A 24295-nucleotide genomic window follows, 5' to 3' on the forward strand; every position below is an offset into this window, starting at 1 on the left:
GACGCGGCCTGCGCCGCCACCGCGGTCGCCACGCGCGTCGCGAAGCCCGACGGCGCCGCCAGCGGCGCCTGGCGGCGCATGGCGTCGCCGATCAGCTGCCAGCGCCCGCACTGCCCCTGCCACGCGGCGTCGTGCGAAAGCCGGCGCAGCGCGAACAGGCGCGCCTCGCCATGCACTTCGCCATCGAACAGGGCGCTCAGGGTTTCGCGGTCGTCGGGTCGCAGGTCATGGGACGTCATCGGTCTCGCTCCCGGGGATTCGTGGGTTCGCGGAGGGGCTTGAGCTGGGTGTCGATGGCCTCGCGCGCGCGGAAGATGCGCGAGCGCACCGTGCCGATCGGGCAGCCCATGCGCTCGGCGATCTCCTCGTAGCTCAGGCCCTCGACCTCGCGCAGCGTGATCGCCTCGCGCAGTTCGCTCGGCAACCGGTTCACCGCTGCCATCACCGTGGTCTCGATCTCCTGCCGCAGCAGCTCGTGCTCCGGCGTGTCGGTATCGCGAAGGCGCAGCGACATGTCGTACTGCTCCGCGTCCATGACGTCGATGTCGTCGGTGGGCGGCCTTCGGTTCTGGGCGACGAGATGGTTCTTGGCGGTGTTCACGGCGATCCGGTGCAGCCACGTGGAGAACTGGGCATCGCCGCGGAAATTGCCCAGCGCGCGGTAGGCACGCATGAACACTTCCTGCGCGACGTCCTGGCATTCGCTCCAGTCGTGCACGTAGCGCCCGACCAGCCCGATCACCCGGTGCTGGTACTTCTTCACCAGCACGTCGAAGGCGGAGCTGTCGCCGCGCTGCACGCGCTCGACCAGGTCCCGGTCCAGCTGCGTCTCGCGCAACGCACCGGGTTCCATTGCAGACCCTTCCAATTCGGCCATACCGGGCCGGCACTCCTGTCAGCTCGGCGTGGCCGAGTCATGGGACAACGCGATCGCGGAAAAGTTCACCGTCCGCCGGGAGTCGTGGAGGTGCCGATTTGACGCGCGGGAAACAACCTCCGGATGATAGCCGGATGTTCCATACGTGAACGGATGGTTGGGAATGATCGCGTCCTCCCGGTTCGACGGCCTGTCGATGCGGCACTGGAAATCCGAAACGCGCGACGACGGCGTGGTGGTGCTGGCGTTCGACCGTGAAGGCAGCGGCGTCAACACCTTCGCCCAGGGGGTGCTGGTCGAGCTCGATTCGATCATCGAGCGCCTGCTGCTCGACCCGCCCAGGGGCCTGGTGATCCGCTCGGCGAAGTCCAGCGGCTTCATCGCCGGCGCCGACATCAAGGAGTTCCAGGTCTTCGACCAGCGCGGCACCGTGGGCGACGCCATCCGGCGGGGCCAGCAGGTCTTCCAGCGGCTGTCGGAGCTGCCCTTCCGCACGGTGGCGGCCATCCACGGCTTCTGCATGGGCGGCGGCACCGAGCTCGCGCTGGCCTGCACGCACCGCGTGGCCAGCGACGACCCGTCCACCCGCATCGGCCTGCCCGAGGTGAAGCTGGGCATCTTCCCGGGCTGGGGCGGCAGCGTGCGCCTGCCGCGGCTGATCGGCGCCCCGGCGGCCTTCGACCTGATGCTCACGGGCCGCAGCGTGACCGCCAAGGCGGCGAAGGCCATGGGGCTGGTGGACCGCGTGGTCGGCCAGGCGGTGCTGGTGGACGAAGCCGCGCGGCTCGCGCTGCGCGGCACCGAGCGACCGCTGAAGCAGCGCGCGCTGGGCTGGGCGACCAATACCTGGCCCGCGCGGCAGGCCCTGGCGCCGCAGCTGGTCAAGCAGGTCGCGCGCAAGGCACGCAAGGAGCACTACCCGGCCCCGTACGCGCTCATCGAAAGCTGGCGCCGCGGCGGCGGCTCCATGCAGGCCCTGCTGGAGAACGAGCGACGCGCCGTCGTGAAGCTTTCGTCCACGCCGACGGCGCGCAACCTGATCCGCGTGTTCTTCCTGCAGGAGCGGCTGAAGTCGCAGGGCACGAAGGACCACGGCATCCGCCGCGTGCATGTCGTCGGTGCCGGCGTGATGGGCGGCGACATCGCCGCCTGGTCGGCCTACAAGGGCTTCGAGGTGACGCTGGCCGACCGCGAGCAGCGTTTCGTGGACGCCGCGCTGCAGCGCGCACAGGAGCTGTTCGCCAAGCGCGTGAAGGACGAGAGCAAGCGGCCTGCGGTGGCGGCGCGACTGCGGGGGGATGTCGCGGGCGAAGGCGTCTCCGACGCGGACCTGCTGATCGAGGCCATTGTCGAGCGCCCCGACGCCAAGCGCGCGCTGTATGCCGACGTCGAGCCGCGCATGAAGGCCGACGCGCTGCTGACCACCAACACCTCGTCGATCCCGCTCGACGAGCTGCGGGAAGGCCTGGCGCGCCCGGCGCAGTTCGCCGGCCTCCACTACTTCAACCCGGTGGCGCTGATGCCGCTGGTGGAGATCATCCGCCACGACGGCATGGACCCGGTCACCGAGCAGCGCCTGGCCGGCTTCTGCCGTGCCATCGACAAGTTCCCGGTCCCGGTGGCGGGCACGCCGGGCTTCCTGGTCAATCGCGTGCTGTTCCCCTACATGCTGGAGGCCGCGACTGCGTATGCCGAGGGCATTCCGGGCCCGGTGATCGACAAGGCCGCGGTGAAGTTCGGCATGCCCATGGGCCCGATCGAGCTGGTCGACACCGTGGGCCTGGACGTGGCCGCGGGCGTGGGGGCGGAGCTTGCGCCCTTCCTCGGCCTGCCGATTCCGGCCGCGCTGGCGGTGCCACCCGAGCCCGGCCGCCGCGGCAAGAAGGACGGCCAGGGCCTGTACCGCTGGGAGAACGGCAAGCCGGTCAAGCCCGAAGTGCCGGCGGACTACAAGGCACCGGACGACCTCGAGGACCGGCTGGTCCTGCCGCTGCTCAACGAGGCCGTGGCCTGCCTGCACGACGGCGTGGTCGCCGATGCCGACCTGCTGGATGCCGGCGTCATTTTCGGCACGGGCTTCGCGCCCTTCCGCGGCGGCCCGATCCAGTACATCCGCGAGACCGGCGTGGACGTGCTGCTGCAGCGCCTGCGCCAGCTGCAGGCCCGCCACGGCGAGCGCTTCGCGCCCCGCCCCGGCTGGGACCACCCGGCCCTGCGCGCAGCGCCCTGAGCATCGCGCCGCGGGCTTACGCGGCGCGCGGGCTCACGTGCCCGGTGGAGCCGGCACGTCCGCCGGCTCCATGCGGCCATCCTTCTCCACCATCAGCCGTGCGCCGATGCCGTCGGCGATCCGGCGGATCTCCCCGATGCGCTCGGCCGTGATGTCCGCCTGCCCCTTGCGCAGGTGCAGATGGCCGACGGCCAGCTGCTCGTCGAGCAGTTCGAGCATGCGCTGGAGCTTGGCGGGCTTGAGCACTTCGCCGTCCATGCCGTAGCGGCCATCCGGCTCCGTGGTCACGATCGCGATGCTGGCGATGCCGGGGCGCATGTCCTGGGCCTGGGCACCGAAGGAAGCGAGCAGCACGGCGAGCGCCAGTGCGAGGTTCTTCATCGTCCACTCCGGATCGGCATGGGGAACCGCCGCCGCGGGCCGCGGCGGGCGTCCTGCCGCATCATGCGCCGATGCTGCGCCCGGCCGCAGGGGCCGGCAAGGGCCGCCGGGAGCCGGTTTAGGTCGCAGCCGGCTGCCGGCCGGGGGCGAAGCGGCCGGAGCACGCACCACCCACGCGGCAGCACCCCGGCCACGCGAGGCTACATCGTGTGCGTGGCGCGGTCGGCGCTCAGCGAGCCGGCCAGCAGCGCCTCGATCCGCCCCTTGAGCGCCTCGCCCTCGGGGGTTTCGGGGAACTGCACGCCGATGCCGGCCGGGCGGTTGCCCTGGGCGCCCACCGGCGTCACCCACACGACCTTGCCCGCCACCGGCAGGCGCTCGCCGGATTCGGGCAGCGTCACCAGAAGGAAGACCTCGTCGCCCAGCATGTAGCGCTTGGGCGTGGGCACGAAGATGCCGCCGTTCTTCAGGAACGGCATGTAGGCGTTGTACAGCTGCGCCTTGTCCTTGAGTGCGAGCGAGAGGATGCCTTGCCTTGCTGCGCCGGGAGTCGAGCTCATCGTTCGCGTTTCTCCGGGCCCCCGCGCAGCGCGCGCCAGGCCACCAACAGTTCAACCAGCACGAGGTCGGCACGGACGGTGGTGCGCAGCAGGTCGCGGCTGCGGTTCGCCCGGTCGAACCAGGCGGCCAGACTGCGCGCATGCCGCGGGTCGGTCAAGCCGGCGGCGCGCTCCACCGCGAGGTCGGCGGCATGGCGCAGGCGCAGATCCGCGTGCTCGTCCGCGGCCCATTGCTGCGCGATCTCGGCGGGCGCGGCCTCGCCCTTCCACAGCCGCTGCAGGTCCGCGGCCACGGCCTTGCGGAGGCTGAGCCCCCCGGCACGCAGCCAGTCATCGGCAAGCCCGGGATGGCCGCGTGCGGCCTGGAGGGCTTCGGCGGCGTCCGCCATGGCATGCCCCTGGGCGGAGAGCCATGCGGCCGCTTCGTCGGCCGGGGGCAGCCGCAGTTCGATGCGCTGGCAGCGGCTGCGGATCGTGGCCGGCAGCCGCATCGGGTGCGCGCTCACCAGCCATAGGTAGCGGCCGGGCACGGGTTCCTCGAGCGTCTTGAGCAGCGCGTTCGCGGCGGCGTGGTTGATCGCATCCGCCGGATCCACCACCGCGACCTGCGCGCGTCCGAATTGCGGGGTCAGCGCGAGCTGCGCGGCGAGCTCGCGCATCTGGTCGATGACGATCTCCGTGCGCAGCTTCGTGCCTTCGCGATTGGGGATGAAGCTGACGAAGCGGTAGTCCGGGTGCGTGCCGGCGTCGAACAGGCGGCAACTGCGGCAGGCGCCGCAGGCCACGTCGCCGCTGGCGGCTTCGCACAGCACGCGACGCGCCATCCGCACCGCCACCTCGCGCTTGCCCAGGCGCGCCGGGCCGCAGATCAGCTGCGCATGGCCGAGACGGCCGGCCGCGAACGCGTCCGCCATCCGGGCATAGGCGCGCTGCTGCCAGGGCGCGAGCGTGCTCATGCCAGCCGGCTCCGGTAGGCACGCAGAGCCGCCACCGCGGCGGCGGCGACATCGGCGGCCGGCTGCGACGCATCGATCACCACGAAGCGCTGCGGGCGCGAGCGTGCGCGTGCGAGGTAGGCCTCGCGCACGCGCTCGAAGAACGCTTCCTGCTCCGACTCGATGCGGTCCATGCCGCCCCGCCCGCGTGCCCGCGCCAGGCCCACGTCGACCGGCACGTCCAGCAGCAGGGTGAGGCCCGGTTCGATGCCCACGAACTCGCGCTCGAGCAGGGCGATCGCCTGCATGTCGAAGCCGCGGCCGCCACCCTGGTAGGCGTAGCTCGCGTCGGTGAAGCGGTCGCTGAGCACCCAGTCGCCGCGCTCGAGCGCGGGCCGCACGACGTGGCAGACCAGCTGCGCGCGCGCAGCGAACATCAGGAGCAGCTCGGACTGCACGCACGGCGCCTCGTGCGAGGCGTCCAGCAGCAACGAGCGGATGCGCTCGGCCAGGGGCGTGCCCCCCGGCTCGCGGGTGCAGGTCACCGGCGCATCGCGCTCGAGTTCCGCGCGCAGGGCCGCCAGCACGGTCGACTTGCCCGCCCCTTCGCCCCCTTCCAGCGTGACCAGCCGCGGCTGGCTCTCCAGCGGTGGCGTCATCGGCCCGCCGCGCGCGCGGCCCGGTAGTTCGCCAGGTACGTCTGCACGTTGCGCTGGTGCTCGGCCAGCGTGCGCGCGAACAGATGGCGCCCGCTGCCGTCGCCGACGGCGACGAAGTAGAGCGCGTCGCCCGGCGCGGGGTTCGCCACCGCCTGCAGGGCCTCCACGCTGGGCATCGCGATCGGCGTCGGCGGCAGGCCGGCGCGGGTGTACGTGTTGTAGGGCGTGTCCGTGGTGAGGTCGGCCTTGCGGATGTTGCCGTCGTAGCGGGTTCCCATGCCGTAGATCACCGTCGGGTCGGTCTGCAGCCGCATGCCGATGCGCAGACGGCGCTCGAACAGGCCGGCGATCGCGGGCCGCTCCTCGGCGATGCCCGTCTCCTTCTCGACGATCGAGGCGAGCGTGAGCATCTCGTCCGGCGACTTGAGCACCGACTCCTTGTGGCGCGCGCGCCAGGCCGCGTCGAGCGCCTTCTCCATCGCGCCGTGGGCGCGCCGCAGCACGTCCAGCTCGCCGTCGCCGCGCGTGTAGACGTAGGTTTCCGGCAGGAAGCGCCCTTCCGGGTGCTGGCCGGGCTTGCCGAGCTTCGCCATCAGGTCCGCGTCGCTGAGCCCGGTGGCGTCGTGCACGAGCGGGTCGGCCTTGGCGAGGGCGGCGCGCAGGTCGCGGATGTTCCAGCCGGGCACGATGGTCACGCGGTGCTGGATGACGTCGCCGTCGCGCATCGCTTCGAGCAGGTCGCGCGGCGTCATGCCCGGCTCCAGGCGGTACTCGCCGACCTGGATCCTGCCCGCAGCCCCCATCTGCCGTGCCAGCGCGGTCCATTCGTAGGTCTGCAGCCCGCCAATGCCGAGATCCTGGAGCTTGCGCAGCACGACCGGCAGCGAATCCCCCTGCCTCACCACCAGCGTGGTGCCGGGCCTGAGGCCGGCGATGGGGCTGTCCGCGAATTCGGTATAGCGCTGCCACAGCAGCCCGGCCGCGAGCGCGGCGGCCAGCAGGAGCAGGATCAGGATCGAAAGGCAGCCACCACGGCGCTTGCGCGGACGACTCACGGGGACTCCAGGGGGAAGGCGGGATGCCCGGCGGCGAGGCGCCCGCGAAGGCGGGCGATCCGCGGATCCGGCGACCAGTGGCGATCGCCGAGCCGGGCGACTTCGAGGATACCGCGCACGGCATTGCACAGGAAAAGCGCGTCGGCGCGCTCGACGTCGTCACGCGCGAGCCGCAGCTCGCGGACGTCCAGCACGGCCATCGCCCAGTCCCGGCAGACGCCGCGGACGCCACAGCGGTCGACGGGCGGCGTCAGCCATTCCCCGTCGAGATGGACGAAGAGATTGGCCGACGTCGCGCAGACCACGTGCCCCTCGGTGTCGAGCATCAGTCCCTCGTCGGCTTCACCGGCGCCGCCGGCCCACTCGCCGCGCGCGAGCACCTGCTCCAGGCGATTGCAGTGCTTGATGCCTGCCAGTGCAGGCTGGATCGCAAGGCGCGTCCGGCACCAGCGCAGCACCAGCGGGCCGGCCTGCGCGGGCACGGGGTGCAGCGACACGCTCCAGACCGGCGGCACGTCTCGCGCGGGCGCATACCCGCGCGGGCCGGGGCCCCGGTCCACCTGCAGCCTCACCACCCCATCGCCGCCCCGCAGCAGATCGCGGACGGTGGCGCGGACGAGCGCTTCGCGGGGAGTCCCGATGCCGAGCCGGGCGGCATCGCGCGTGAGCCGGTCCCAGTGCGCGGGCCACCAGGGCACGTCTCCGCCGTGGGCACGCATGGTCTCGAACAGGCCGTCGCCGTAGAGGCGGGCGCGATCGTCCGGGGGCAGGGCGGCGAGCTCGCGGTCGCCGTGGAACAGCCTCACGGACGCGGTCGTCGCCCCGTCAGGCCCGCCGGCGCCCGTGCTCATTCCACCCCCAGGGCGCGGAGCATGCCGCGTGCCTTCGCGCGGGTCTCGTCGAGTTCGCGCTGGGGGTCGGAGTCGGCCACGATGCCCGCGCCGGTGCGGAAGCGCACCTGGCGCCCCTCCACCTCGGCACTGCGGATGAGGATGTTGAGGTCCATGTCGCCGTTGGGCGCGAGCCAGCCCATCGCGCCGGTGTAGGCACCCCGCCCCACGCCCTCGAGCTCGGCGATGACCTGCATGCAGCGCACCTTGGGGCAGCCGGTGATGGTGCCGCCGGGGAACACCGCGCGGATCACCTCGCCCGGCGTCACGCCCGCTCGCAGCCGCCCGCGCACGTTGCTCACGATGTGGTGCACGTGCGCATAGCTCTCGACGGTCATCAGCTCGTCGACTTCCACGCTGCCGGCGCGGCAGACGCGCCCGAGGTCGTTGCGCTCGAGGTCGATCAGCATCACGTGTTCGGCGCGCTCCTTGGGATGGCCGACGAGTTCGCGTACCCGGGAGGCGTCGTCGTCTCCCGCCAGGCGTGGGCGGGTGCCCGCGATGGGACGCGTCTCCACCAGGTCGCCCTGGACGGACACCAGCCGCTCGGGCGATGCACTCACCACCGACCACCCGTCCCCCGCGAACAGGCCGGCGAACGGCGCCGGGTTGCCGCGACGCAGGCGTGCGAACAGCGCGGCGGGGTCGACGGCGCCCCCGAAGGCGGCCGTCCAGCCGCGCGAGAGATTCGCCTGGAACACGTCGCCCGCGGCGAGGTAGTCCAGCACGCGGCGCACGCCCGCGACGAAGCGCTCGGGCGGGTCCTCCTCGACCTCGGCCGGCGCTTGCCATTCGGGCAGCGCGGCAAGGCCGCGCGCATGCTGCAGGTCGGCCATGACCGCCTCGGCCGTCGCATCGTCGACCGCGTGCAGCGTGCAGGCACCGCTCGCGCTGTCGCGCTCGATCGCGGCGTCCACGCGCAGCGCGATCGCAACCGGCGTGGTGCCCGGCGCCGCCGGGAGATCGAGTACCGGCTCGACCTGGGCCGCCGCCTCGTATGCGATCAGCAGCGCCCACCCGCCCACGGGCGAGCCATCGAGGCCCTGCGCCGCCCTGCAGGCATGGTCGAGCGCCGCGAAGAAGTCGGTTCCCAGCACGCGGCCGTCGCCGTCGCGCACGGCGCCGTCGCGCCCGAGCACGAGGGCCTCGGTCGTCGTCGCCAGCAGCAGGTCGCGCCGGCCGATGCGCGTGCCCGCGGCGCTCGACTCCAGCAGCACGCGATAGCGCGAGGGCGCGAGCCGGTGCAGGTCGAGCAGGTCGCCGGCGCCTTCGAGGATGCGTCGGACGTGGGTCGGCGAAGGCATGGCGTCGAAGGGGTCCGCGGGGGCCGGATTATCGCCGGGCAGCGGCCTGCCGTCCGCCTGCGCTTCGAAGCCCGCGGGCGTGGGCTTCGAAGCGTCATCCGCGGGTGGAGCGTCAGACGCGGCGGAACACCAGCGTGCCGTTGGTGCCGCCGAAGCCGAAGCCGTTGGAGACGGCCACGTCCACCTTCGCCTCGCGCGCGGTGTTCGGCACGTAGTCGAGGTCGCAGCCCTCGCCGGGCTCGTCGAGGTTGATGGTGGGCGGAATGATGCCGGTGTGCAGCGCCATCACCGAGAAGATCGCCTCGACGCCGCCGGCCGCGCCGAGCAGATGGCCGGTCATCGACTTGGTCGAGCTGACCATGGTGCGGTAGGCGTGCTCGCCCAGTGCGCGCTTGATCGCCATGGTCTCGGCGACGTCGCCCAGCGGCGTCGAGGTGCCATGTGCGTTGACGTAGTCGACCTGCCCGGCCGACACGCCCGCGTCCTTGAGCGCGGCGATCATGCAGCGCGCGGCGCCCTCGCCGTCCTCGCTGGGGGCGGTCATGTGGAAGGCGTCGGAGCTCGCGCCGAAGCCGGCGAGCTCGCAGTAGATCCGCGCGCCGCGGGCCTTGGCGTACTCGTACTCCTCCAGCACCAGCACGCCGGCGCCGTCGCCGAGCACGAAGCCGTCGCGGCCCTTGTCCCAGGGCCGCGAGGCGCGCGTGGGATCGTCGTTGCGCGTGCTCATGGCCTTCATCGAGCAGAACCCGCCCACCGACGTCGGCGAGGAGCCGCGCTCGGCGCCGCCGGCGATCATCACGTCCGCATCCCCGTACTGGATCATGCGCATGGCCATTCCGATCGAGTGGTTCGACGTGGCGCAGGCCGAGACCGCCGAGAAGTTCGGGCCCTTCATGCCGGTGAGCAGCGAGACCTGCCCGGGCAGCATGTTGATGATCGTGCTGGGCACGTAGAAGGGCGAAATCTTGCGCGGGCCGCCCTCGTGGAACCTGATGGCCTGTTCCTCGATGCCGAGGATGCCGCCGATGCCCGAACCGATCAGTGCGCCTACCCGCTCGGCGTTGCGGTCGTCGATGGTCAGGCCCGCATCCTCGAGCGCCATCAGCGAGGCGCCGACGCCGTAGTGGATGAAGGGATCCATCTTCTTCGCGTCCTTCGGGTTCACCCAGCGGGTGACGTCGAAGTCGCGGATCTCGCCCGCGATGCGCGTGGTGAAGCCGGTGGTGTCGAAGTGCGTGATCGGGCCGATGCCGGAGCGCCCGTTGACGATTCCGTCCCAGGTCGTGGCCAGGTCGTTGCCCAACGGCGACACGATTCCCAGTCCGGTGACGACGACGCGACGGTTCGACATGGTGCTGACCTCTGCAATTGGCCGGCATCGCCGGCGGTCGCCGCGGCCTACGCTGCCGCATGGCGGGGTTCAAAAACGCGGGGCCGCGAAAGCGGCCCCGGGTGTCGCGAGAGGAATGCGGCGGGCTCGGGCCTTTCGCGTTCCGGATGCGCGGCTTACGACTTGACGTGAGCCTTCACGTAGTCGATCGCCTGCTGCACCGTGGTGATCTTCTCGGCTTCCTCGTCCGGGATCTCGCACTCGAACTCTTCCTCGAGCGCCATCACCAGCTCGACGGTGTCGAGCGAGTCCGCGCCCAGGTCATCGACGAACGAGGCATTGGTGGTGACGTCCTCTTCCTTGACGCCGAGCTGTTCGACGACGATCTTCTTGACGCGCTCTTCGATGCTGCTCATTGGATCTCTCTCCTCCCGGACGGGATGTTCGATGGATAAGTCTAAAGGAATCGCGGCGGGCCGCAGTATAGCCAGCGGGCCGCTCGTGAAGGAGCCGTGAGGCCCGCCTCAGGGCATGTACATGCCGCCGTTGACGTGCAGGGTCTCGCCGGTGATGTACGAGGCGCCGGGGCCGGCCAGGAACGCCACGGCACGCGCGATGTCGGCCGCCTCGCCCAGGCGGCCGAGGGCGATCTGGTCGAGCATGCCCTTCTTCGCCTCCTCGGGAAGGCCGCGCGTCATGTCGGTATCGATGAAGCCGGGCGCGACCACGTTGACGGTGATGCCCCGCGAGCCGATCTCGCGCGCCAGCGACTTGGAGAACGCGATGATCCCGGCCTTCGCCGCGGCGTAGTTCGCCTGCCCGGCGTTGCCGGTCACGCCGATGACGGATGCGATGCTGATGATGCGGCCGCGGCGCGCCTTCATCATGCCGCGCATCACGGCCTTGCTCGCGCGGTAGACGCTGGTCAGGTTCGTGTCGAGGATGGCCTGCCAGTCCTCGTCCTTCATGCGCATCAGCAGGTTGTCGCGCGTGATGCCGGCATTGTTGACGAGGATGGAGACGCCGCCGAATTCCTTGGCGATCGCGTCGACCAGCGCTTCGATCGCACCCGGCTCGGTGACGTTGAGCACGCGCCCGACGCCGCCACGCGCGGCCAGTCGCTCGGTGATGGACGCGGCGCCGGGTTCGGATGTCGCCGTGCCGATGACCGTCGCACCCTGCGCGGCCAGCTCGTCGGCGATCGCCGCGCCGATGCCGCGGGTGGCGCCGCTGACCAGTGCGACCTCGCCCGCCAGCGGGCCCGTGTTCTGCGTTTCGCTCATGCCTGCGTCCAGTCCTGCAATGCGGATTCGAATTCGGCCGGCGTGCCCAGGGCACGCGCGTCCACGCTCTTGTCGATGCGCTTGACCAGGCCGGCGAGCACCTTGCCCGGGCCGCATTCGGCGATGCGCGTGGCGCCGCCGGCGACCAGCACTTCGACGCAGCGCGTCCACTGCACCGGCAGGTACAGCTGGCGCACCAGCGCATCGCGGATGGAGGCGGGATCGGTGCGCACCTCGGCGTCGACGTTGTGCACGATCGGCAGCCGTGGCCCGCTCCATGCCACACCGTTCATGGCCTCGGCCAGACGGTTGGCCGCCTCGCGCATGAGCGGCGTATGCGAGGGCACGCTGACGGCGAGCTTCACCGCCTTGCGCACGCCGCGCTCGGCGAGCATGACGAGCGCGCGGTCGACGGCATCGGCATGGCCGCCGATCACGATCTGGCCGGGCGAGTTGAAGTTGGCCGCCACCACCTGCTCCCGGCCGCTGCAGGCCTCGCAGACCTCGAGCACGAGCGCGTCGTCGGCCCCCAGCACGGCGGCCATCGCGCCGGTGCCGGCGGGAGCCGCCGCCTGCATCAGCTGGCCGCGCAGGCGCACCAGGCGTGCGCCGTCGTGCAGCGACAGCGCGCCGGCCGCGACCAGCGCGGTGTATTCGCCCAGGCTGTGCCCGGCGAGCTGCGACGGCTGCGCGCCGCCGCGCGCCTGCCACAGGCGCCAGACCGCGATCCCGGCGGCGAGCAGCGCGGGCTGCGTGAACTCGGTGGTGTTGAGCTCGGTGTCCGGGCCGTTCTGGCTCAGCGCCCAGAGGTCGACGCCCGCGCCTTCGCTGGCCTCGGCGAACGTGGACTGCACCAGCGGATCGGTGGCCGCGAGCTCGGCGAGCATGCCCACCGACTGCGAACCCTGACCCGGGAATACGAAAGCAAGTTGCGACGTCACGCGCGTTGGCCCGTTGGGGAACGCGCCATGATACGGACGAAGCTTTCGCATTGTCTGTACTGCGGCGTACGCCGGCGGTCGGCGAGGATCGCGACCATTGACGCCGGTGACGACGGATGCGGCCGCTCGTCTCGCGCCGCTTCGCCGCATACCCGCGCCACCGCACGCGAACCCCGCAGCGGCGACGTCGCTGGACGCGCCCCGCCGCGCAGCCGGCGGGACGCGCGCGGTCCTGCCGGCCCGATCCGCGTGCGCTGCGCCAACTGCCTCGCATCAGGCACGCGAAACGCGAAACGCCCGGCACGGGCCGGGCGTTTCGACGTCGCCGCACGCCGCCGTGGTCAGTAGCGGACCAGCGCGCTGCCCCAGGTGAACCCGCCGCCGAAGGCCTCGAGCAGCAGCAGCTGGCCGCGCTGCACGCGCCCGGAACGCACCGCCTCGTCGAGCGCCAGCGGCACCGAGCCCGACGACGTGTTGCCGTGCCTGTCCACCGTGACGATCACGCGGTCCATCGGCATGTCCAGCCGCTTGGCGGTGGCCTCGATGATGCGCAGGTTCGCCTGGTGCGGAATCAGCCAGTCGATGTCGTGGCGATCCAGGCCGTTCGCCTCCAGCGTTTCCTCCACCACCGAATCCAGCGCCTTCACCGCGTACTTGAAGACGTCGTTGCCGGTCATCAGCACCCGCACGCCGGCGTTGTGCTCTTCGGGCTTGAAGCCGGTGGACACGCCGACCGGGTTGTAGAGCAGCTCCTTCTTGCTGCCGTCGGCATGCAGGTGGGTGCTGAGGATGCCGGTCTCGCCGTCGGCCTTGAGCACCACCGCACCGGCGCCGTCGCCGAACAGCACGCAGGTGGAGCGGTCGGTCCAGTCCAGCATGCGGGTCAGCGTTTCCGCGCCCACCACCAGCGCCGTCTTCGCCGCGCCCGTGCGGATGAACTTGTCCGCCACCGTCAGCGCGTAGACGAAGCCCGAACAGGCGGCGTTGACGTCGAAGGCAGGGCAGCCGAGCGCGCCCAGCCGGTTCTGCAGCAGGCAGGCGGTGGACGGGAAGATGATGTCCGGCGTGGTCGTGCCGAGCACGATCAGGTCGATGTCGGCGGCGGTGACGCCGGCCGCTTCCATGGCGCGCGTGGCGGCATGGAAGGCGAGGTCGCAGGTGGTCTCGCCCTCGGCGGCCACGTGGCGCTCGCGGATTCCGGTGCGCGCGGCGATCCATTCGTCGCTGGTCTCGACGAACTGCGCGAGGTCGTTGTTGGTGAGGACCTTCTCCGGCAGGTAGCTGCCGGTGCCCGCGATGCGCGAGAAAACGGTCTGGGTCATGCGCTGGCCCCGCTGGTGCGCGGGGCCGGCCTGCGGGCCCCGCGGGGATCACGCCCGGCGGGCGCGACCGGAAAAGCCGATGCGACCCGAAGGTCGCATCGCATGGTGCGCGGAAGCGTCACGGCCGTCGGCGGGAGCCGAGGCGGCGCCCCGGCGAGGCTCACTCTTCGTCGGCGATCTTCGACTTGGTGTCGATGACCTTCTTGCCGCGGTAGTAGCCGTCGGCGGTGACGTGGTGGCGCAGGTGCGTCTCGCCCGTGGTCGGGTCGGTGGCCAGCTGCTTCGCGCTCAGCGCGTCGTGGGCGCGGCGCATGCCACGGCGGGAGGGGGAAACGCGGGACTTCTGGACGGCCATCGGGATGCTCCGGGTGAAACGTGTGGCGGCGTCGGGCGCGGCCCGGGCCGAAAGGTGGAAATTATCGCCGGCGTTCGGCCCGAAGGCCAGCCCGCCCGGCAGGTGGACGGCGGCACGCGGCCGCCGCTCCGGCTCAGTCCGGCCGCTTCTTCAGGGCCGCCAGTGCCGCGAAAGGATTCGGGCGCTCGGGCTCGACCGCCTCGCCATCGCCCCACTCCCGCTCGACCGCTTCGGTTCCCGGCATCACCGGGACGACCGGCACGGCGAGGATCAGCTCGTCCTCGACCAGGTCCAGCGTGCGCAGCTCGCCGGACTCGTCCAGCAGAAGCGGCTCGTACCCCGGCGGCAGCGCGGCTTCCTCCGCCTCGCTGCGCATGAGCCCCATACGCTGCTCGATGCGCACCGGAAGCAGGAAACGCTCCAGCGTGCGCTGGCAGAGCAGCGGCAACTCGGCCGTGACGACCAGCCCGACGTAGGGCACGCCGAGTGCGTCGCGATCGAAGTCCAGCGAGAAGGCGGCTTCGCCTTCCGGCTCGACCAGGAGGTCGGCGAGGCGCTCGAGCGAGGCGAGCCGAACCCGCCCTTCGAAGCCGCGCCGGGCCGTGACCTGGCGCCAGGCGTCCAGGGTCTCGGGGACCGATTGACGGGTCGATTCCGTGGACATAAGCCGCGAAATGGTAGGGACCTGCCCGCCCCCTGTCAAACCACGGGGAGACCCGCCCCGCCGGCCATTGCCGGGTTGACGCGCTGGGCGTCAGACTGGCCGCCCTCGCCCGGAGAGCGCCGTGACCACCGCCGTCCTCGTCCTCGCCGCCCTGCTGGCGGCCGCCTGCATCGTGCTGCTCGGGCGGCGCGCGCGCCGGATGTCGCCACACCAGCGCGCGGTGCGCGACGTGCTCGACGCGGCCGATGCCCTCGAGGACCGCCTGCGCACGGCACGCGCGGAGATCGAGGCGGTGGCCGGCGAGGCGCAGGAGGACCCGGTCGGCGAAGCCCTGCGGGAGATGCTGCGGCAGCGGCTCTGGCTGCGCGACCACGGCGCCGACGCCAGCCCGAAGCAGCTGGCCGACGTGCGCGAGGCCATCGACGCCGCACGCCACCGGATCGACCACCAGCTGGCACGAATCGAGGAAGCCCGTGCGCCGCGTGCATGAGGACGCGCGCCTGGTGCTGGGCTCGACCTCGCGCTACCGGCGCGAGCTGCTCGAACGCCTGGGCCTGGCGTTCGACGTGGACCGGCCCGAGGTCGACGAGACGCCCCGCCCGTCCGAGCGGCCCGCAGCGCTCGTGGAACGCCTGGCGCGCGAGAAGGCCCTCGCCGTGGCCACGCGACACCCCGGGGCCTGGGTCATCGGCTCGGACCAGCTCGCCGAACTCGACGGCCACCCGCTGGGCAAGCCCGGTGGCCGCGAAGCGGCGATCGCCCAGCTCACCGGCATGTCCGGCCGCGACGTGGTGTTCCTGACCGCCGTGTGCCTGGCGCGCGGCGCGCAGGCCCATGCGCTGCACGTCGACCGCACCGTCGTGCGTTTCCGCGCACTCGATGCCGCGGAGATCGAACGCTACGTCGATGCCGAGCAGCCGTTCGACTGCGCGGGCAGCTTCAAGTCCGAAGGCCGCGGCATCACGCTGTTCGATGCCATCGAGACCAGTGATCCGACCGCACTCGTCGGCCTGCCGCTGATCGCGACCGCGCGCATGCTGCGCGATGCCGGCTTCGCCCTCCCCTAACGGACGATCTCCACCGGCGTCTCCGGCCACGCCTCCACGCTGCCGTCGCGCCCGTGCAGGCGCAGGCCCAGCCAGTGCCGGCCAGGCCCCGCGTTGCCGACCTCGATGCGGCCGGCGAAACCCAGGTTCGGCATGCCCGGATCCGACAGGCCCGCCCAGAAGCGCTCGAGCCCTTCATGGGGCAGCCCGTACCGCAGCTCGCCGACCACGCGGCCATCGAGCGTGGCCTCGACCTTCGCGATTCCGACGCCATGCCGGAAGGCCCAGCCCCGCACGTCGAACGACGTGCCGACGCGGGCCCCGGCCGCGGGCGTGTTGATCCAGGCCAGGGCCGGCGTCGTGCAGCCGACGCGCGCGCGGCCCGGCTCGAGGCGGAACAGCGCCAGGCGCTGGCGGCCGTGGTCGACATTCAGCATGCGCGCCGGCGGCAGCGGGCCGACGCGGCGGCACAGGTCGAGGTAATGCCGGTGCAGGTTCTTGAACTCGACCTCGCTCACACCGACGACGAGCAGCACCGGGCCCGCCGTGTCCGTGATCGTCTCGCGCTCCAGCCCCCACAGGCGCAGCTGCGGGGCGCGGCCGTGCTTGTGGTTGAGCGGATGGTCGAGCACGGGGATCTGCGGGTCGCCCAGCGCGAAGCCGAGCTCGGCACCGACCTTGAAGTTGTCGGCGACCACGCGCGTTCCGGGCGGCATGGCCGCGAGCTCCTCGCGCACCGCGCGCTCGAGCGCGTCCCAGCCTGCGAAGTTGGCCGGATACCACTTCTCCGCGGCCGCGTGCGCACGCAGCGACGGCGTCGACACGGCCACGTAATAGCCGAGCACCGCGCCGAGCCCGGCGACGGCGAGCGCGCTCGTCGCCGCGCGCAGCCAGCGCGGCCAGGTGTCGAGGAAACGGGGCAGCAGCGGCAGCAGCGCCAGCAGGCCCGGCAGCGGCCAGTGGAAGCTCACGCGCTCGGTATCGGCGAAGAAGCCGAGCACGAAGAAGCCGCCGACCACGAGCAGCCCCAGCCAGGCGTAGAAGCGCGCGCTCGCCAGCGGGCTGTGCAGGCTCTCGCGGCCGGCCAGCAGCAGCGCGGCGAACAGCAGCGGCGTGGCGAGCAGGGCCTGGATCGCGATGAACCACAGCCCTTCGGCGTGGAAGGCCCAGGGGTGGCGGTCGACGAGCTGGAAGCGCAGGCCGGCGTCGGCGTGGTCGTAGTTCCAGGCGACCAGCGGCGCCCAGGCCGCGGCACCGAGCAGGATCGCGATGATCACGCGCGGGTCGCGCAGTGCCCGCCGCCCGTCGGCGAGCATGAGCAGCGCGATGAAGCCCACGCCGATCACGGCGATGAAGCGGTAGTGGCTGAGCGCACCGAGCGCGAGGCCCGCGGCGAGTTCCAGCGCATGCCGCGCGTCCACGCCGCGGAGCAGGCGCGAGCCGGCGTCCATGCACAGCAGCGTCGCCAGCGCCATCACCGGGTCCGGCAGGGCAAGCAGCCCGAGGCTGCCCGACAGCGGCAACAGCAGCGCGAAGCTGCCGGCGATCCAGCCTTCGCGCTCGCCGAAGCTGCGGCGGGTGATGCGCACGATCAGCAGCGGCACCAGCGAGGCCAGCACGAGGAAGGGCGCACGCAGGGCCAGCGTGCTGTCGCCGCCGGCTTCCACCCCGAGCCGCGTGAGCCAGGCGGTCATGCCCGGCAGGTCCGAATACGCGGCGGCCAGGTGCTGGCCTTCCTGCCAGTAGAAGGCCTCGTCGACGAACAACGGCAGGCGCGCGGCGACGACGGCCTTCACCGCCAGCACCAGCGTCCACAATGCCCAGAAGATCCGGCGCGCCTGTTCGGCCGCCGGGTCCGACTGCATCCTCATCCGACCTCGCTACACTCGATGACGGCGAGGCCCGGGCCGTCGCCAGCGTTCGCGGCATGGCCGCGCAATCCACGGAGAAACACGATGGCGCCACCCGCGGGGTCCGGCATGCTAACGCAGGCGATGCGGGATGCCCTTGACCGGGCGCAGACGCAGGTCAACGCGCTGGTGCTCGGCAAGGCGCACGAGGTGCGGCTTGCGTTCGTCGCGCTGCTCTCCGATGGCCACATCCTCATCGAGGACCTGCCGGGCCTGGGCAAGACCACGCTCGCCCATGCGCTGGCCGCGACCGTGGGGCTGCAGTTCCAGCGCGTGCAGTTCACCTCGGACCTGCTGCCCGCCGACATCCTCGGCGTGTCCGTCTTCGACGCCACGCGCGCCGCCTTCGAGTTCCATCCCGGCCCGGTGTTCGCCCAGGTGCTGCTGGCGGACGAGATCAACCGCGCGCCGCCGCGCACGCAGAGCGCGCTGCTGGAGGCGATGGCCGAGCACCAGGTGACCATCGACGGCATCACGCGCCCGCTGCCATCGCCCTTCTTCGTCATCGCGACGCAGAACCCGGTGGATCTTTCGGGTACCTATCCCCTGCCCGATTCTCAGCTCGACCGATTCCTGCTGCGGCTTTCGCTGGGCTACCCCGGCGAGGAAGCCGAGCGCGCGCTGCTGGCGGGCGCCGACCGTCGCCAGCTCATCGCCGAGGTCATGCCGCAGTTCGGCGAAGGCGAGTTCGATGCGGTGCGCGCCGCCGTGGCCGCGGTGCATGCCAGCGATGCGCTGGTCACGTACGTGCAGGCATTGCTCGCCCGCAGCCGGCGCCATCCCGGCGTGCGCGTCGGCCTGTCGCCGCGCGCGGGCATCGCGCTGCTGCGCGCGGCGCGTGCGCATGCGCTGCTGCTCGGACGCGCGCATGTGCTGCCCGAAGACGTGCAGGCGCTGTTCGGGCACGTCGCGGCCCATCGCCTGGTGATCGACGCCGACGCGGGCACGGACACCGCGGTGGCCAAGTCGATCCTGTACGCCGTGCCGGTGGACTGATGGCGGGCCTGCGCGCGGCCGGCCGGAGGCTGCTCGCCCTCGCCAGGCCGCGCGGGCCGGAAGCGCTGCCCGTGCGCCTCGACCGCCGCCGCATCTACGTGCTGCCCACGCGCTTCGGCCTGTTCTACGCGCTGCTGACCGCGTCGATGCTGGCGGGCGCGCTCAACTACAACAACAACCCGGCGCTGCTGCTCGCGCTGCTGCTCGTCGGCGCCGGGATGGCCAGCCTGGTCTCGGCGCAGCTGCAGCTGAGCGGCCTGTCGATCATGGCCATCGACGCCGAGCCGGTGCCGGCAGGCCAGCCGATCACGCTGCGCCTGCACGCCGCCGCGGGCGACGCGCGCCCGCGGCGGGGCCTGCGCGTGGACGCGCCGGCCTGCCATGGCGATGCGTACCTGGCGCTGCGCGACGGCGCGGGCCAGGCCACGCTGGACATGCCCACCCTGCGACGCGGCTGGCTGGACCTGCCGCGCCTGCGCCTGTCGACCACCTGGCCGCTGGGGCTCGCGCGCGCCTGGTCCTACGTCTGGCCCGACACGCCCGTGCTGGTCTATCCCAAGCCCGAGGCGGTTGCTCCGCCCCTGCCCGAGGGGTCCGGCGACCCGGCGAGCCACCGCCTCCACCATGCCGGCGACGACGTGCACCACCTTCGCAGCTACCGGGCCGGCGACCCGCAGCGCACGATCGCCTGGAAGCCCTCGGCCCGCCGCGGCACGCTGCTGGTCCGCGAGTACGAGCAGCCCGCCGGTGTCGACCTCGTGCTGGACTGGGCCGACCTGCACGGCCTGCCCACAGAAGCCCGGATCGCCCGGCTCGCCCGCTGGATCGAGGACGCCGAGCGCGACGGCCGCCGCTACCGCCTGCGCCTGCCCGCGCACCCGCCGCTGGGCCCCGACCGCGGCCCGGCCCACCGCCACGCGTGCCTGCGCGCGCTCGCGCTGATGCCCGATGCCTGAGGGTACGCCCGCCCTGGACGCCGGCAGCCGCCGCTGGAGCCTCGCGGTCGCGGGCGCCTGCCTGCTGCCCCTCCTGCTGCAGCTGCCCGGGCCGATCGCCGCGGTGATCGCGCTCTGCGCGCTCGTGATCGCGGTGGTGTCGTGGCGTCGCCCCCTGTCGTGGTGGGTCCGCACGGTGGCCGCGGTCCTGGTGGTCGCCGCCGTGTTCGCGCAGTTCGACCTGCGCTTCGGCCGCGACACCGGCTCGGCGCTGCTGGGCGCGATGCTCGCGCTCAAGCCCGCCGAAACCGCCAGCCTGCGCGATGCGCGAAGCCTGGTGGGCTTCGCGCTGTTCGCCCCGTTCTCCACCTTCCTGCTCGACCAGGGGCCGGTGTCGCTGGCCCTGGGCCTGGTGGCCGTCGTGCTGGCGTTGGGCGCATTGCAGCGCCTGGCCGCTTTCGAAGGAGGCATGGACGCGGCGCCGCTGGCCGAGCCGCTGCGCCAGTCGCTGCGCCTCCTCGCCCTCGGCCTGCCCCTCGCCATGGCGGTGTTCTGGCTGTTCCCGCGCATCCCCTCGCCGCTGTGGGGCGTGCCCGAGCGCGTGCAGGGCCGGACCGGGCTGTCGGACCGCATGGCGCCGGGTGACTGGCTGGACCTGCTCACCGACGACACCGTGGCCGCGCGCGTCCGCTTCAGCGGCCCCACCCCACCGCGCGAGGCGTTGTACTGGCGCGGTCCGGTGCTCACGGACTTCGACGGCCGCACGTGGACCCGGGCCGGCGGCTTCGAGGGCTGGCCCGCGCCGCGCGTGGACTCCGCGCCCACGCGCTGGACCTACGAGCTCGAGGTCGAACCCACCGACCGGCGCCAGCTGGTCGCGCTCGACCTGCCCCTCTCCACGCCGGAGGGCATGGAGCTCACGCGCGACCTCAGCCCCCACGCCATGCGCCCGCTGGCGGGCCTGACGCGCTGGCGGATGACGTCGGCCGCCGCCGAGCGCTTCGAGCCGGAGCTGCGCGGCGCCGTGCGCAGGCGCGCGCTGGCACTGCTGCCCGGCTTCAACCCGCGCAGCCTCGCGTTGGGTCGCGAACTGCGGCGGCGCTATGGCGGCGACGATCGCGCCATCGTGCGGCACGTGCTGGCCTGGGTGCGGCGCGACTTCGCCTACTCGCTGTCGCCACCGCCGCTGGGCCGCGACGGCATGGACCAGTTCCTGTTCGAGACCCGCACCGGCTACTGCGAACACTTCGCCGGTGCATTCACCGTGCTCATGCGCGCGGCCGGCATCCCCACCCGCGTGGTCACCGGCTACGTCGGCGGCTACTTCAACCGGCTGGGCGGCGGCTACTGGATGATCCGCCGTTCGGACGCCCATGCCTGGACGGAAGTGTGGCTGGCCGACACCGGCTGGACGCGCGTCGATCCGACCGCGGCGGTCGCGCCGGAGAACATCTACGACACCCTGCAGCCGGCCACCGGCGGCGACGGCCTGCTCGACGTGCTGGCCGGCCGCGGGGGCGCCGCGCTCGTCGGGGACTGGCTGCGACGCAACTGGAACGACATGGTGCTGGGGTTCGACGCGTCGCGTCAGCAACGCCTGTTCCGCCCGCTGGGCCTGGACCGGGCGCAGCCCGCCCAGCTCGTCGCCGCCTTCGCGCTGGCCGCCGTGCTCGCGCTCGGCCTCATGCTCGCGTTGAGCCTTCGCGCCCCGCGCGAGGCCGACCCGCTGCTGCGGGCATGGCATGCCCTCGGGCGACGCTACGCGCGCCGTGGGCTGGGGCCGGCGCCACATGAACCGGCGACGACATGGGCTGAACGGATCGACAAGGCCCTGCCGGGCGGCGCCGCGGGCCTGCGCGATCTGGCCGCCCGCTTCACGCGCCGCCGCTACGCTGGGGACACGCAGGACGGGACGTCCGCGAAGGAGCTGGTCCGCCGCATCCGCGCGCACCGGCTGCCTTGACCCCGCCGGAGCGCGCCCAAGACGCCGGAGCCGCCATGAGCCGCACACATCGCATCCACCTCGCCCTCGCCGCCGCGATCGCGGCCGTCGTGACGGGCTGCGCCACCCAGCCACGCCCGCTGCAGGGCGACTTCGCCCAGATCAGCCCGCGCCAGGCCGTCGAGCGCGATGCCACGGGTACCCTGGTCCGCTGGGGCGGGCGCATCGTCGAGGTCGAGCCGCAGCCCAACCGCACCTGCTTCCACATGATTTCCACGCGCCTGGATGCCTACGGGCGGCCCTACTGGGCCAGCGACGACGTCGGCGGGCGCTTCGTCGCCTGCCGCACCGGGTTCTACGACCCGGCGGTCTTCGAGAAGAACCGCGAAGTCACGTTCACCGGGCGCGTCGACGGCTACGAGAACCGCCGCATCGGCCAGTACGACTACCGCCTGCCACGCGTGGAGGCCGAGGTCGTCTACCTCTGGCCGGTACGCGAGCGGGTGGACGTGGTCACCCGTCCCGCCCCCTGGCCCTGGTGGGGCTGGTGGTGAGGAAGCGAAACGCCCGGCGATGCCGGGCGTTTTCATTCAGGCGCAGGGAAAGCGCTTCTGCCACGGATGCACGCGGATCCGCGCCGCTGCAGTATCCGGGCCGTCCCTTCGCCTTGCCGACGCTACGGGTCCGCAAGGCCGCTGATCCGCTCTGCGCGGATCCGTGACCGGACCCGGTCTTCAGCGCTTCCCGAACGGCCCCAGCGGCGCACCCGCGAGCAGGTGCAGGTGCAGCTGGAACACCGTCTGCCCGGCATCGGGGCCGCAGTTGACCACGACGCGATAGCCGTCCTGCGCCAGGCCCTGGGTGCGCGCGTACTCCGCCGCCGCCAGCATCAGCCGGCCGAGCAGCTCCGCGTGCGCCGGCTGCGCCGCGTCCAGCGAGGCGATGGGCGTCTTCGGCACGAACAGCACGTGCACCGGGGCGCTGGGGGCGATGTCGCGGAAGGCGATCAGCTGCTCGTCCTCGAAGACGATGTCCGCGGGAACCTCGCGGCGGATGATCTTTCCGAAGATGGTGGTGTCGGTGGCCATCGTGCGTCCTAGTCGTTGATCTCGGTGCGGCTGCCGAACGCGTGCGAGAGCGTGCCGCGGTCGACGTACTCCAGCTCCCCGCCCAGCGGCACGCCATAGGCCAGGCGGCTGGGCTTGACGCCGCGCTGGCGCGCCAGCTGCGCGAGGTAGTGCGCCGTGGCCTCGCCCTCGACGGTCGGATTGGTGGCGATGATGAGTTCGCGCACCTCGCCGTCGTCCAGCCGCTGGCCGAGGCGGTCGAGCCCGAGCTCACGCGGGCCGATGCCGTCCAGCGGGGAAAGCCGGCCCTGCAGCACGTAGTACAGGCCGCGGTAGCCCGTGGCCTGCTCGATCGCGAGGCGGTCGGCGGGCGTCTCCACGACGCAGAGCTGGTCGGCGTCGCGCGAGGCACTGGCGCATACGGCGCAGACCGGCGTTTCGCTGAAGTCGCGGCAGCGCTCGCAGTGGCCGATGCGCTCCACCGCCTCGGCCAGCACCTGCGCCAGGTGCCGCCCGCCGGCGCGCTCGCGCTCGAGCACGTGGTAGGCCATGCGCTGCGCCGACTTTGAACCCACGCCGGGCAGCACGCGGAAGGCGTCGATCAGCTGTTCGAGCAGTGAGGTCATCCGGAAGTCGTGGCCAGGGACGTGGAGCAGGAATCGGGGCGGAGGGCGCCTGAACGGGCCGCCGTGCGCGCGTGCGGCCGAATGCCGCACCGCGCGCCGGCCATGCGCCGGGTCAGAACATCCCCGGCAGCTTCATCCCCGGCGGGATCGGCATGCCGGCGGTCACCGAGGCCATGCGCGACTGCGACTCGGCATTGACCTTGTTGACCGCGTCGTTGAACGCGGCGGCGATGAGGTCCTCGGCCATCTCCGGATCGGTCATCACGGACGGATCGATGCGCACCTTGCGGCACTCCATGCGTCCGGTGAGCGTCACGCTCACCATGCCCGCGCCGGCGTTGCCGGTGACTTCGATCTTGGCCAGGTCTTCCTGGGCGCGCTGCAGGTTCTCCTGCATCTTCTGCGCCTGCTGCATCAGTTGTCCGAGGTTTCCACGCATGGTCTTGGCTCCGTGTTCGGGTCGGGGGATGCGTCAGCCTTCCAGCGGACGCACGGAATCGGGAACGATGCGGCCACCCGCGGCGACCAGGCGCTGCACGTCGGGATGGCGCTCGAAGGCGGCCTGCGCGGCGGCCTGCTTCTCGTCGCGCGCGCGCTCGGCCTGCGCCCGCAGCGACTTCACCTCGCCGCTCGCCGTCTCGAACTCGAGGCGCGGCTCGCGGCCGAAGCGCGGGGTCAGCTTGTCGACGAGCGTCCTGAGAACCGCGGGCGTGCGCAGCATCTCGTCCTGCGGATCGAGCGAGAGGCGCAGCGTGTCGCCGCTGCAGCCCAGGAAGCCCACCACCGAAGCGAACTGCTTGGCGGCGCCGCTGAGGGCGCCCTCGACCCAGGCCTGCCAGGCTTCGGGGCCGTCGAACCCGCTTGCGGCGGGTGCCACCGCCGCCTGCGCGGGGCCGTGGCCCGCCGCGGGGGGCGCGGGCGTCAGAGCCGACACGGGCACTGCGGACGCCGGCGCGGCCACGTGCTTGCGGTGCCAGCTGCACACGA

Annotated in this window: 27 protein-coding genes and 1 pseudogene; 7 read left to right on the top strand and 21 right to left on the bottom strand. The window is 72.5% G+C overall.

Annotated features, from left to right (window positions below):
• The coding region (locus tag EYQ95_RS23085; RefSeq protein ID WP_165924837.1) for a sigma-E factor negative regulatory protein at positions 1-239 on the bottom strand (239 nt) is incomplete at its 3' end.
• Positions 236-853 (bottom strand): RNA polymerase sigma factor RpoE, encoded by a 618-nt coding sequence (rpoE, locus tag EYQ95_RS23090; protein ID WP_132331058.1) that lies wholly within the window; start codon positions 851-853, stop codon positions 236-238. The genes rpoE and EYQ95_RS23085, both read right to left, overlap by 4 nt.
• Positions 854-1040: 187 nt before the next feature.
• Here rpoE and EYQ95_RS23095 point away from each other — a divergent pair, with 187 nt between their 5' ends.
• Positions 1041-3107 carry a 3-hydroxyacyl-CoA dehydrogenase NAD-binding domain-containing protein gene (locus EYQ95_RS23095; RefSeq protein ID WP_132331013.1) on the top strand — a complete coding sequence of 689 codons (2067 nt, stop codon included), beginning with the start codon at positions 1041-1043 and terminating at the stop codon, positions 3105-3107.
• 33 nt (positions 3108-3140) lie between these two features.
• On the opposite strand, the gene EYQ95_RS23100 is transcribed toward EYQ95_RS23095, so the two are convergent.
• The 14 genes from EYQ95_RS23100 to EYQ95_RS23165 all read right to left on the bottom strand — a co-directional run bounded on the left by EYQ95_RS23100 (position 3141) and on the right by EYQ95_RS23165 (position 14786).
• Entirely contained in the window at positions 3141-3488 is a 348-nt protein-coding gene (locus EYQ95_RS23100; RefSeq protein ID WP_132331015.1) for a hypothetical protein, read from the bottom strand.
• A gap of 200 nt (positions 3489-3688) precedes the next feature.
• The gene (locus EYQ95_RS23105) at positions 3689-4048 is read right to left on the bottom strand and encodes a PilZ domain-containing protein (RefSeq protein ID WP_132331017.1); all 360 of its coding nucleotides are present in this window, start codon (positions 4046-4048) and stop codon (positions 3689-3691) included.
• Positions 4045-5004 carry a DNA polymerase III subunit delta' gene (locus EYQ95_RS23110; protein WP_132331019.1) on the bottom strand — a complete coding sequence of 320 codons (960 nt, stop codon included), beginning with the start codon at positions 5002-5004 and terminating at the stop codon, positions 4045-4047. Before EYQ95_RS23110 ends, EYQ95_RS23105 begins: the two co-directional genes overlap by 4 nt.
• Positions 5001-5642, bottom strand: coding sequence for a dTMP kinase (tmk, locus tag EYQ95_RS23115; protein ID WP_132331021.1), 642 nt, complete (start codon positions 5640-5642; stop codon positions 5001-5003). Before tmk ends, EYQ95_RS23110 begins: the two co-directional genes overlap by 4 nt.
• Positions 5639-6697: an endolytic transglycosylase MltG gene (mltG, locus tag EYQ95_RS23120; RefSeq protein ID WP_243700046.1), complete on the bottom strand. Its 1059-nt coding sequence runs from the start codon at positions 6695-6697 to the stop codon at positions 5639-5641. Before mltG ends, tmk begins: the two co-directional genes overlap by 4 nt.
• Positions 6694-7503 (bottom strand): aminodeoxychorismate lyase, encoded by an 810-nt coding sequence (gene pabC / locus EYQ95_RS23125; RefSeq protein ID WP_165924838.1) that lies wholly within the window; start codon positions 7501-7503, stop codon positions 6694-6696. The genes mltG and pabC overlap by 4 nt, the downstream gene beginning before the upstream one ends.
• 41 nt (positions 7504-7544) lie before the next feature.
• On the bottom strand, positions 7545-8891 hold the full coding sequence (locus tag EYQ95_RS23130) for an aminodeoxychorismate synthase component I (protein ID WP_132331025.1): 1347 nt from the start codon (positions 8889-8891) through the stop codon (positions 7545-7547).
• A 112-nt stretch (positions 8892-9003) separates the two neighbouring features.
• Entirely contained in the window at positions 9004-10242 is a 1239-nt protein-coding gene (fabF, locus tag EYQ95_RS23135) for a beta-ketoacyl-ACP synthase II (RefSeq protein ID WP_132331027.1), read from the bottom strand.
• A 155-nt stretch (positions 10243-10397) separates the two neighbouring features.
• Complete coding sequence (gene acpP, locus EYQ95_RS23140; protein ID WP_132331029.1) at positions 10398-10637, bottom strand: acyl carrier protein; 240 nt, start codon at positions 10635-10637, stop codon at positions 10398-10400.
• A 108-nt stretch (positions 10638-10745) separates the two neighbouring features.
• Positions 10746-11504 (bottom strand): 3-oxoacyl-ACP reductase FabG, encoded by a 759-nt coding sequence (gene fabG / locus EYQ95_RS23145; protein ID WP_132331031.1) that lies wholly within the window; start codon positions 11502-11504, stop codon positions 10746-10748.
• A complete protein-coding gene (gene fabD, locus EYQ95_RS23150) occupies positions 11501-12496 on the bottom strand; it encodes an ACP S-malonyltransferase (protein WP_132331032.1) in 996 nt (331 codons plus the stop codon). Before fabD ends, fabG begins: the two co-directional genes overlap by 4 nt.
• Before the next feature lie 290 nt (positions 12497-12786).
• On the bottom strand, positions 12787-13767 hold the full coding sequence (locus tag EYQ95_RS23155) for a beta-ketoacyl-ACP synthase III (protein WP_132331034.1): 981 nt from the start codon (positions 13765-13767) through the stop codon (positions 12787-12789).
• A gap of 160 nt (positions 13768-13927) precedes the next feature.
• On the bottom strand, positions 13928-14122 hold the full coding sequence (rpmF, locus tag EYQ95_RS23160) for a 50S ribosomal protein L32 (RefSeq protein WP_132331036.1): 195 nt from the start codon (positions 14120-14122) through the stop codon (positions 13928-13930).
• Positions 14123-14255: 133 nt separating this feature from the next.
• Positions 14256-14786, bottom strand: a complete 531-nt coding sequence (locus EYQ95_RS23165) for a YceD family protein (protein WP_132331038.1) — start codon at positions 14784-14786, stop codon at positions 14256-14258.
• Between the two features lie 121 nt (positions 14787-14907).
• On the opposite strand from EYQ95_RS23165, the gene EYQ95_RS26935 reads away from it, so the two are divergent.
• Positions 14908-15276 (top strand): hypothetical protein, encoded by a 369-nt coding sequence (locus EYQ95_RS26935; protein ID WP_132331040.1) that lies wholly within the window; start codon positions 14908-14910, stop codon positions 15274-15276.
• Entirely contained in the window at positions 15269-15853 is a 585-nt protein-coding gene (locus EYQ95_RS23175; RefSeq protein ID WP_132331062.1) for a nucleoside triphosphate pyrophosphatase, read from the top strand. Before EYQ95_RS26935 ends, EYQ95_RS23175 begins: the two co-directional genes overlap by 8 nt.
• Here the strand turns inward: EYQ95_RS23175 and EYQ95_RS23180 are convergent.
• Positions 15850-17697 carry a glycosyltransferase family 39 protein gene (locus EYQ95_RS23180; protein WP_132331042.1) on the bottom strand — a complete coding sequence of 616 codons (1848 nt, stop codon included), beginning with the start codon at positions 17695-17697 and terminating at the stop codon, positions 15850-15852. The genes EYQ95_RS23175 and EYQ95_RS23180 overlap by 4 nt on opposite strands.
• A gap of 90 nt (positions 17698-17787) precedes the next feature.
• Here EYQ95_RS23180 and EYQ95_RS23185 point away from each other — a divergent pair, with 90 nt between their 5' ends.
• The 4 genes from EYQ95_RS23185 to EYQ95_RS23200 are packed head-to-tail and all read left to right on the top strand — an operon-like array spanning position 17788 to position 22169.
• Positions 17788-18738, top strand: coding sequence for a MoxR family ATPase (locus EYQ95_RS23185; protein ID WP_243700047.1), 951 nt, complete (start codon positions 17788-17790; stop codon positions 18736-18738).
• Complete coding sequence (locus tag EYQ95_RS23190) at positions 18735-19694, top strand: DUF58 domain-containing protein (protein WP_370451326.1); 960 nt, start codon at positions 18735-18737, stop codon at positions 19692-19694. The genes EYQ95_RS23185 and EYQ95_RS23190 overlap by 4 nt, the downstream gene beginning before the upstream one ends.
• Complete coding sequence (locus EYQ95_RS23195) at positions 19687-21636, top strand: DUF3488 and transglutaminase-like domain-containing protein (RefSeq protein ID WP_132331046.1); 1950 nt, start codon at positions 19687-19689, stop codon at positions 21634-21636. Before EYQ95_RS23190 ends, EYQ95_RS23195 begins: the two co-directional genes overlap by 8 nt.
• Positions 21637-21671: 35 nt before the next feature.
• On the top strand, positions 21672-22169 hold the full coding sequence (locus tag EYQ95_RS23200) for a Slp family lipoprotein (RefSeq protein WP_132331048.1): 498 nt from the start codon (positions 21672-21674) through the stop codon (positions 22167-22169).
• A gap of 180 nt (positions 22170-22349) precedes the next feature.
• Here EYQ95_RS23200 and EYQ95_RS23205 read toward each other — a convergent pair whose 3' ends face one another.
• The 4 genes and pseudogenes from EYQ95_RS23205 to EYQ95_RS23220 all read right to left on the bottom strand — a co-directional run.
• Positions 22350-22703 carry a histidine triad nucleotide-binding protein gene (locus EYQ95_RS23205; RefSeq protein WP_132331050.1) on the bottom strand — a complete coding sequence of 118 codons (354 nt, stop codon included), beginning with the start codon at positions 22701-22703 and terminating at the stop codon, positions 22350-22352.
• Between the two features lie 8 nt (positions 22704-22711).
• Positions 22712-23308, bottom strand: a complete 597-nt coding sequence (gene recR / locus EYQ95_RS23210; RefSeq protein WP_132331052.1) for a recombination mediator RecR — start codon at positions 23306-23308, stop codon at positions 22712-22714.
• 112 nt (positions 23309-23420) lie between these two features.
• On the bottom strand, positions 23421-23747 hold the full coding sequence (locus EYQ95_RS23215) for a YbaB/EbfC family nucleoid-associated protein (protein ID WP_132331054.1): 327 nt from the start codon (positions 23745-23747) through the stop codon (positions 23421-23423).
• 33 nt (positions 23748-23780) lie between these two features.
• A pseudogene (locus EYQ95_RS23220) lies at positions 23781-24295 on the bottom strand (hypothetical protein); the annotation flags it as partial.

The sequence above is a fragment of the Lysobacter sp. N42 genome, from assembly GCF_004344885.1.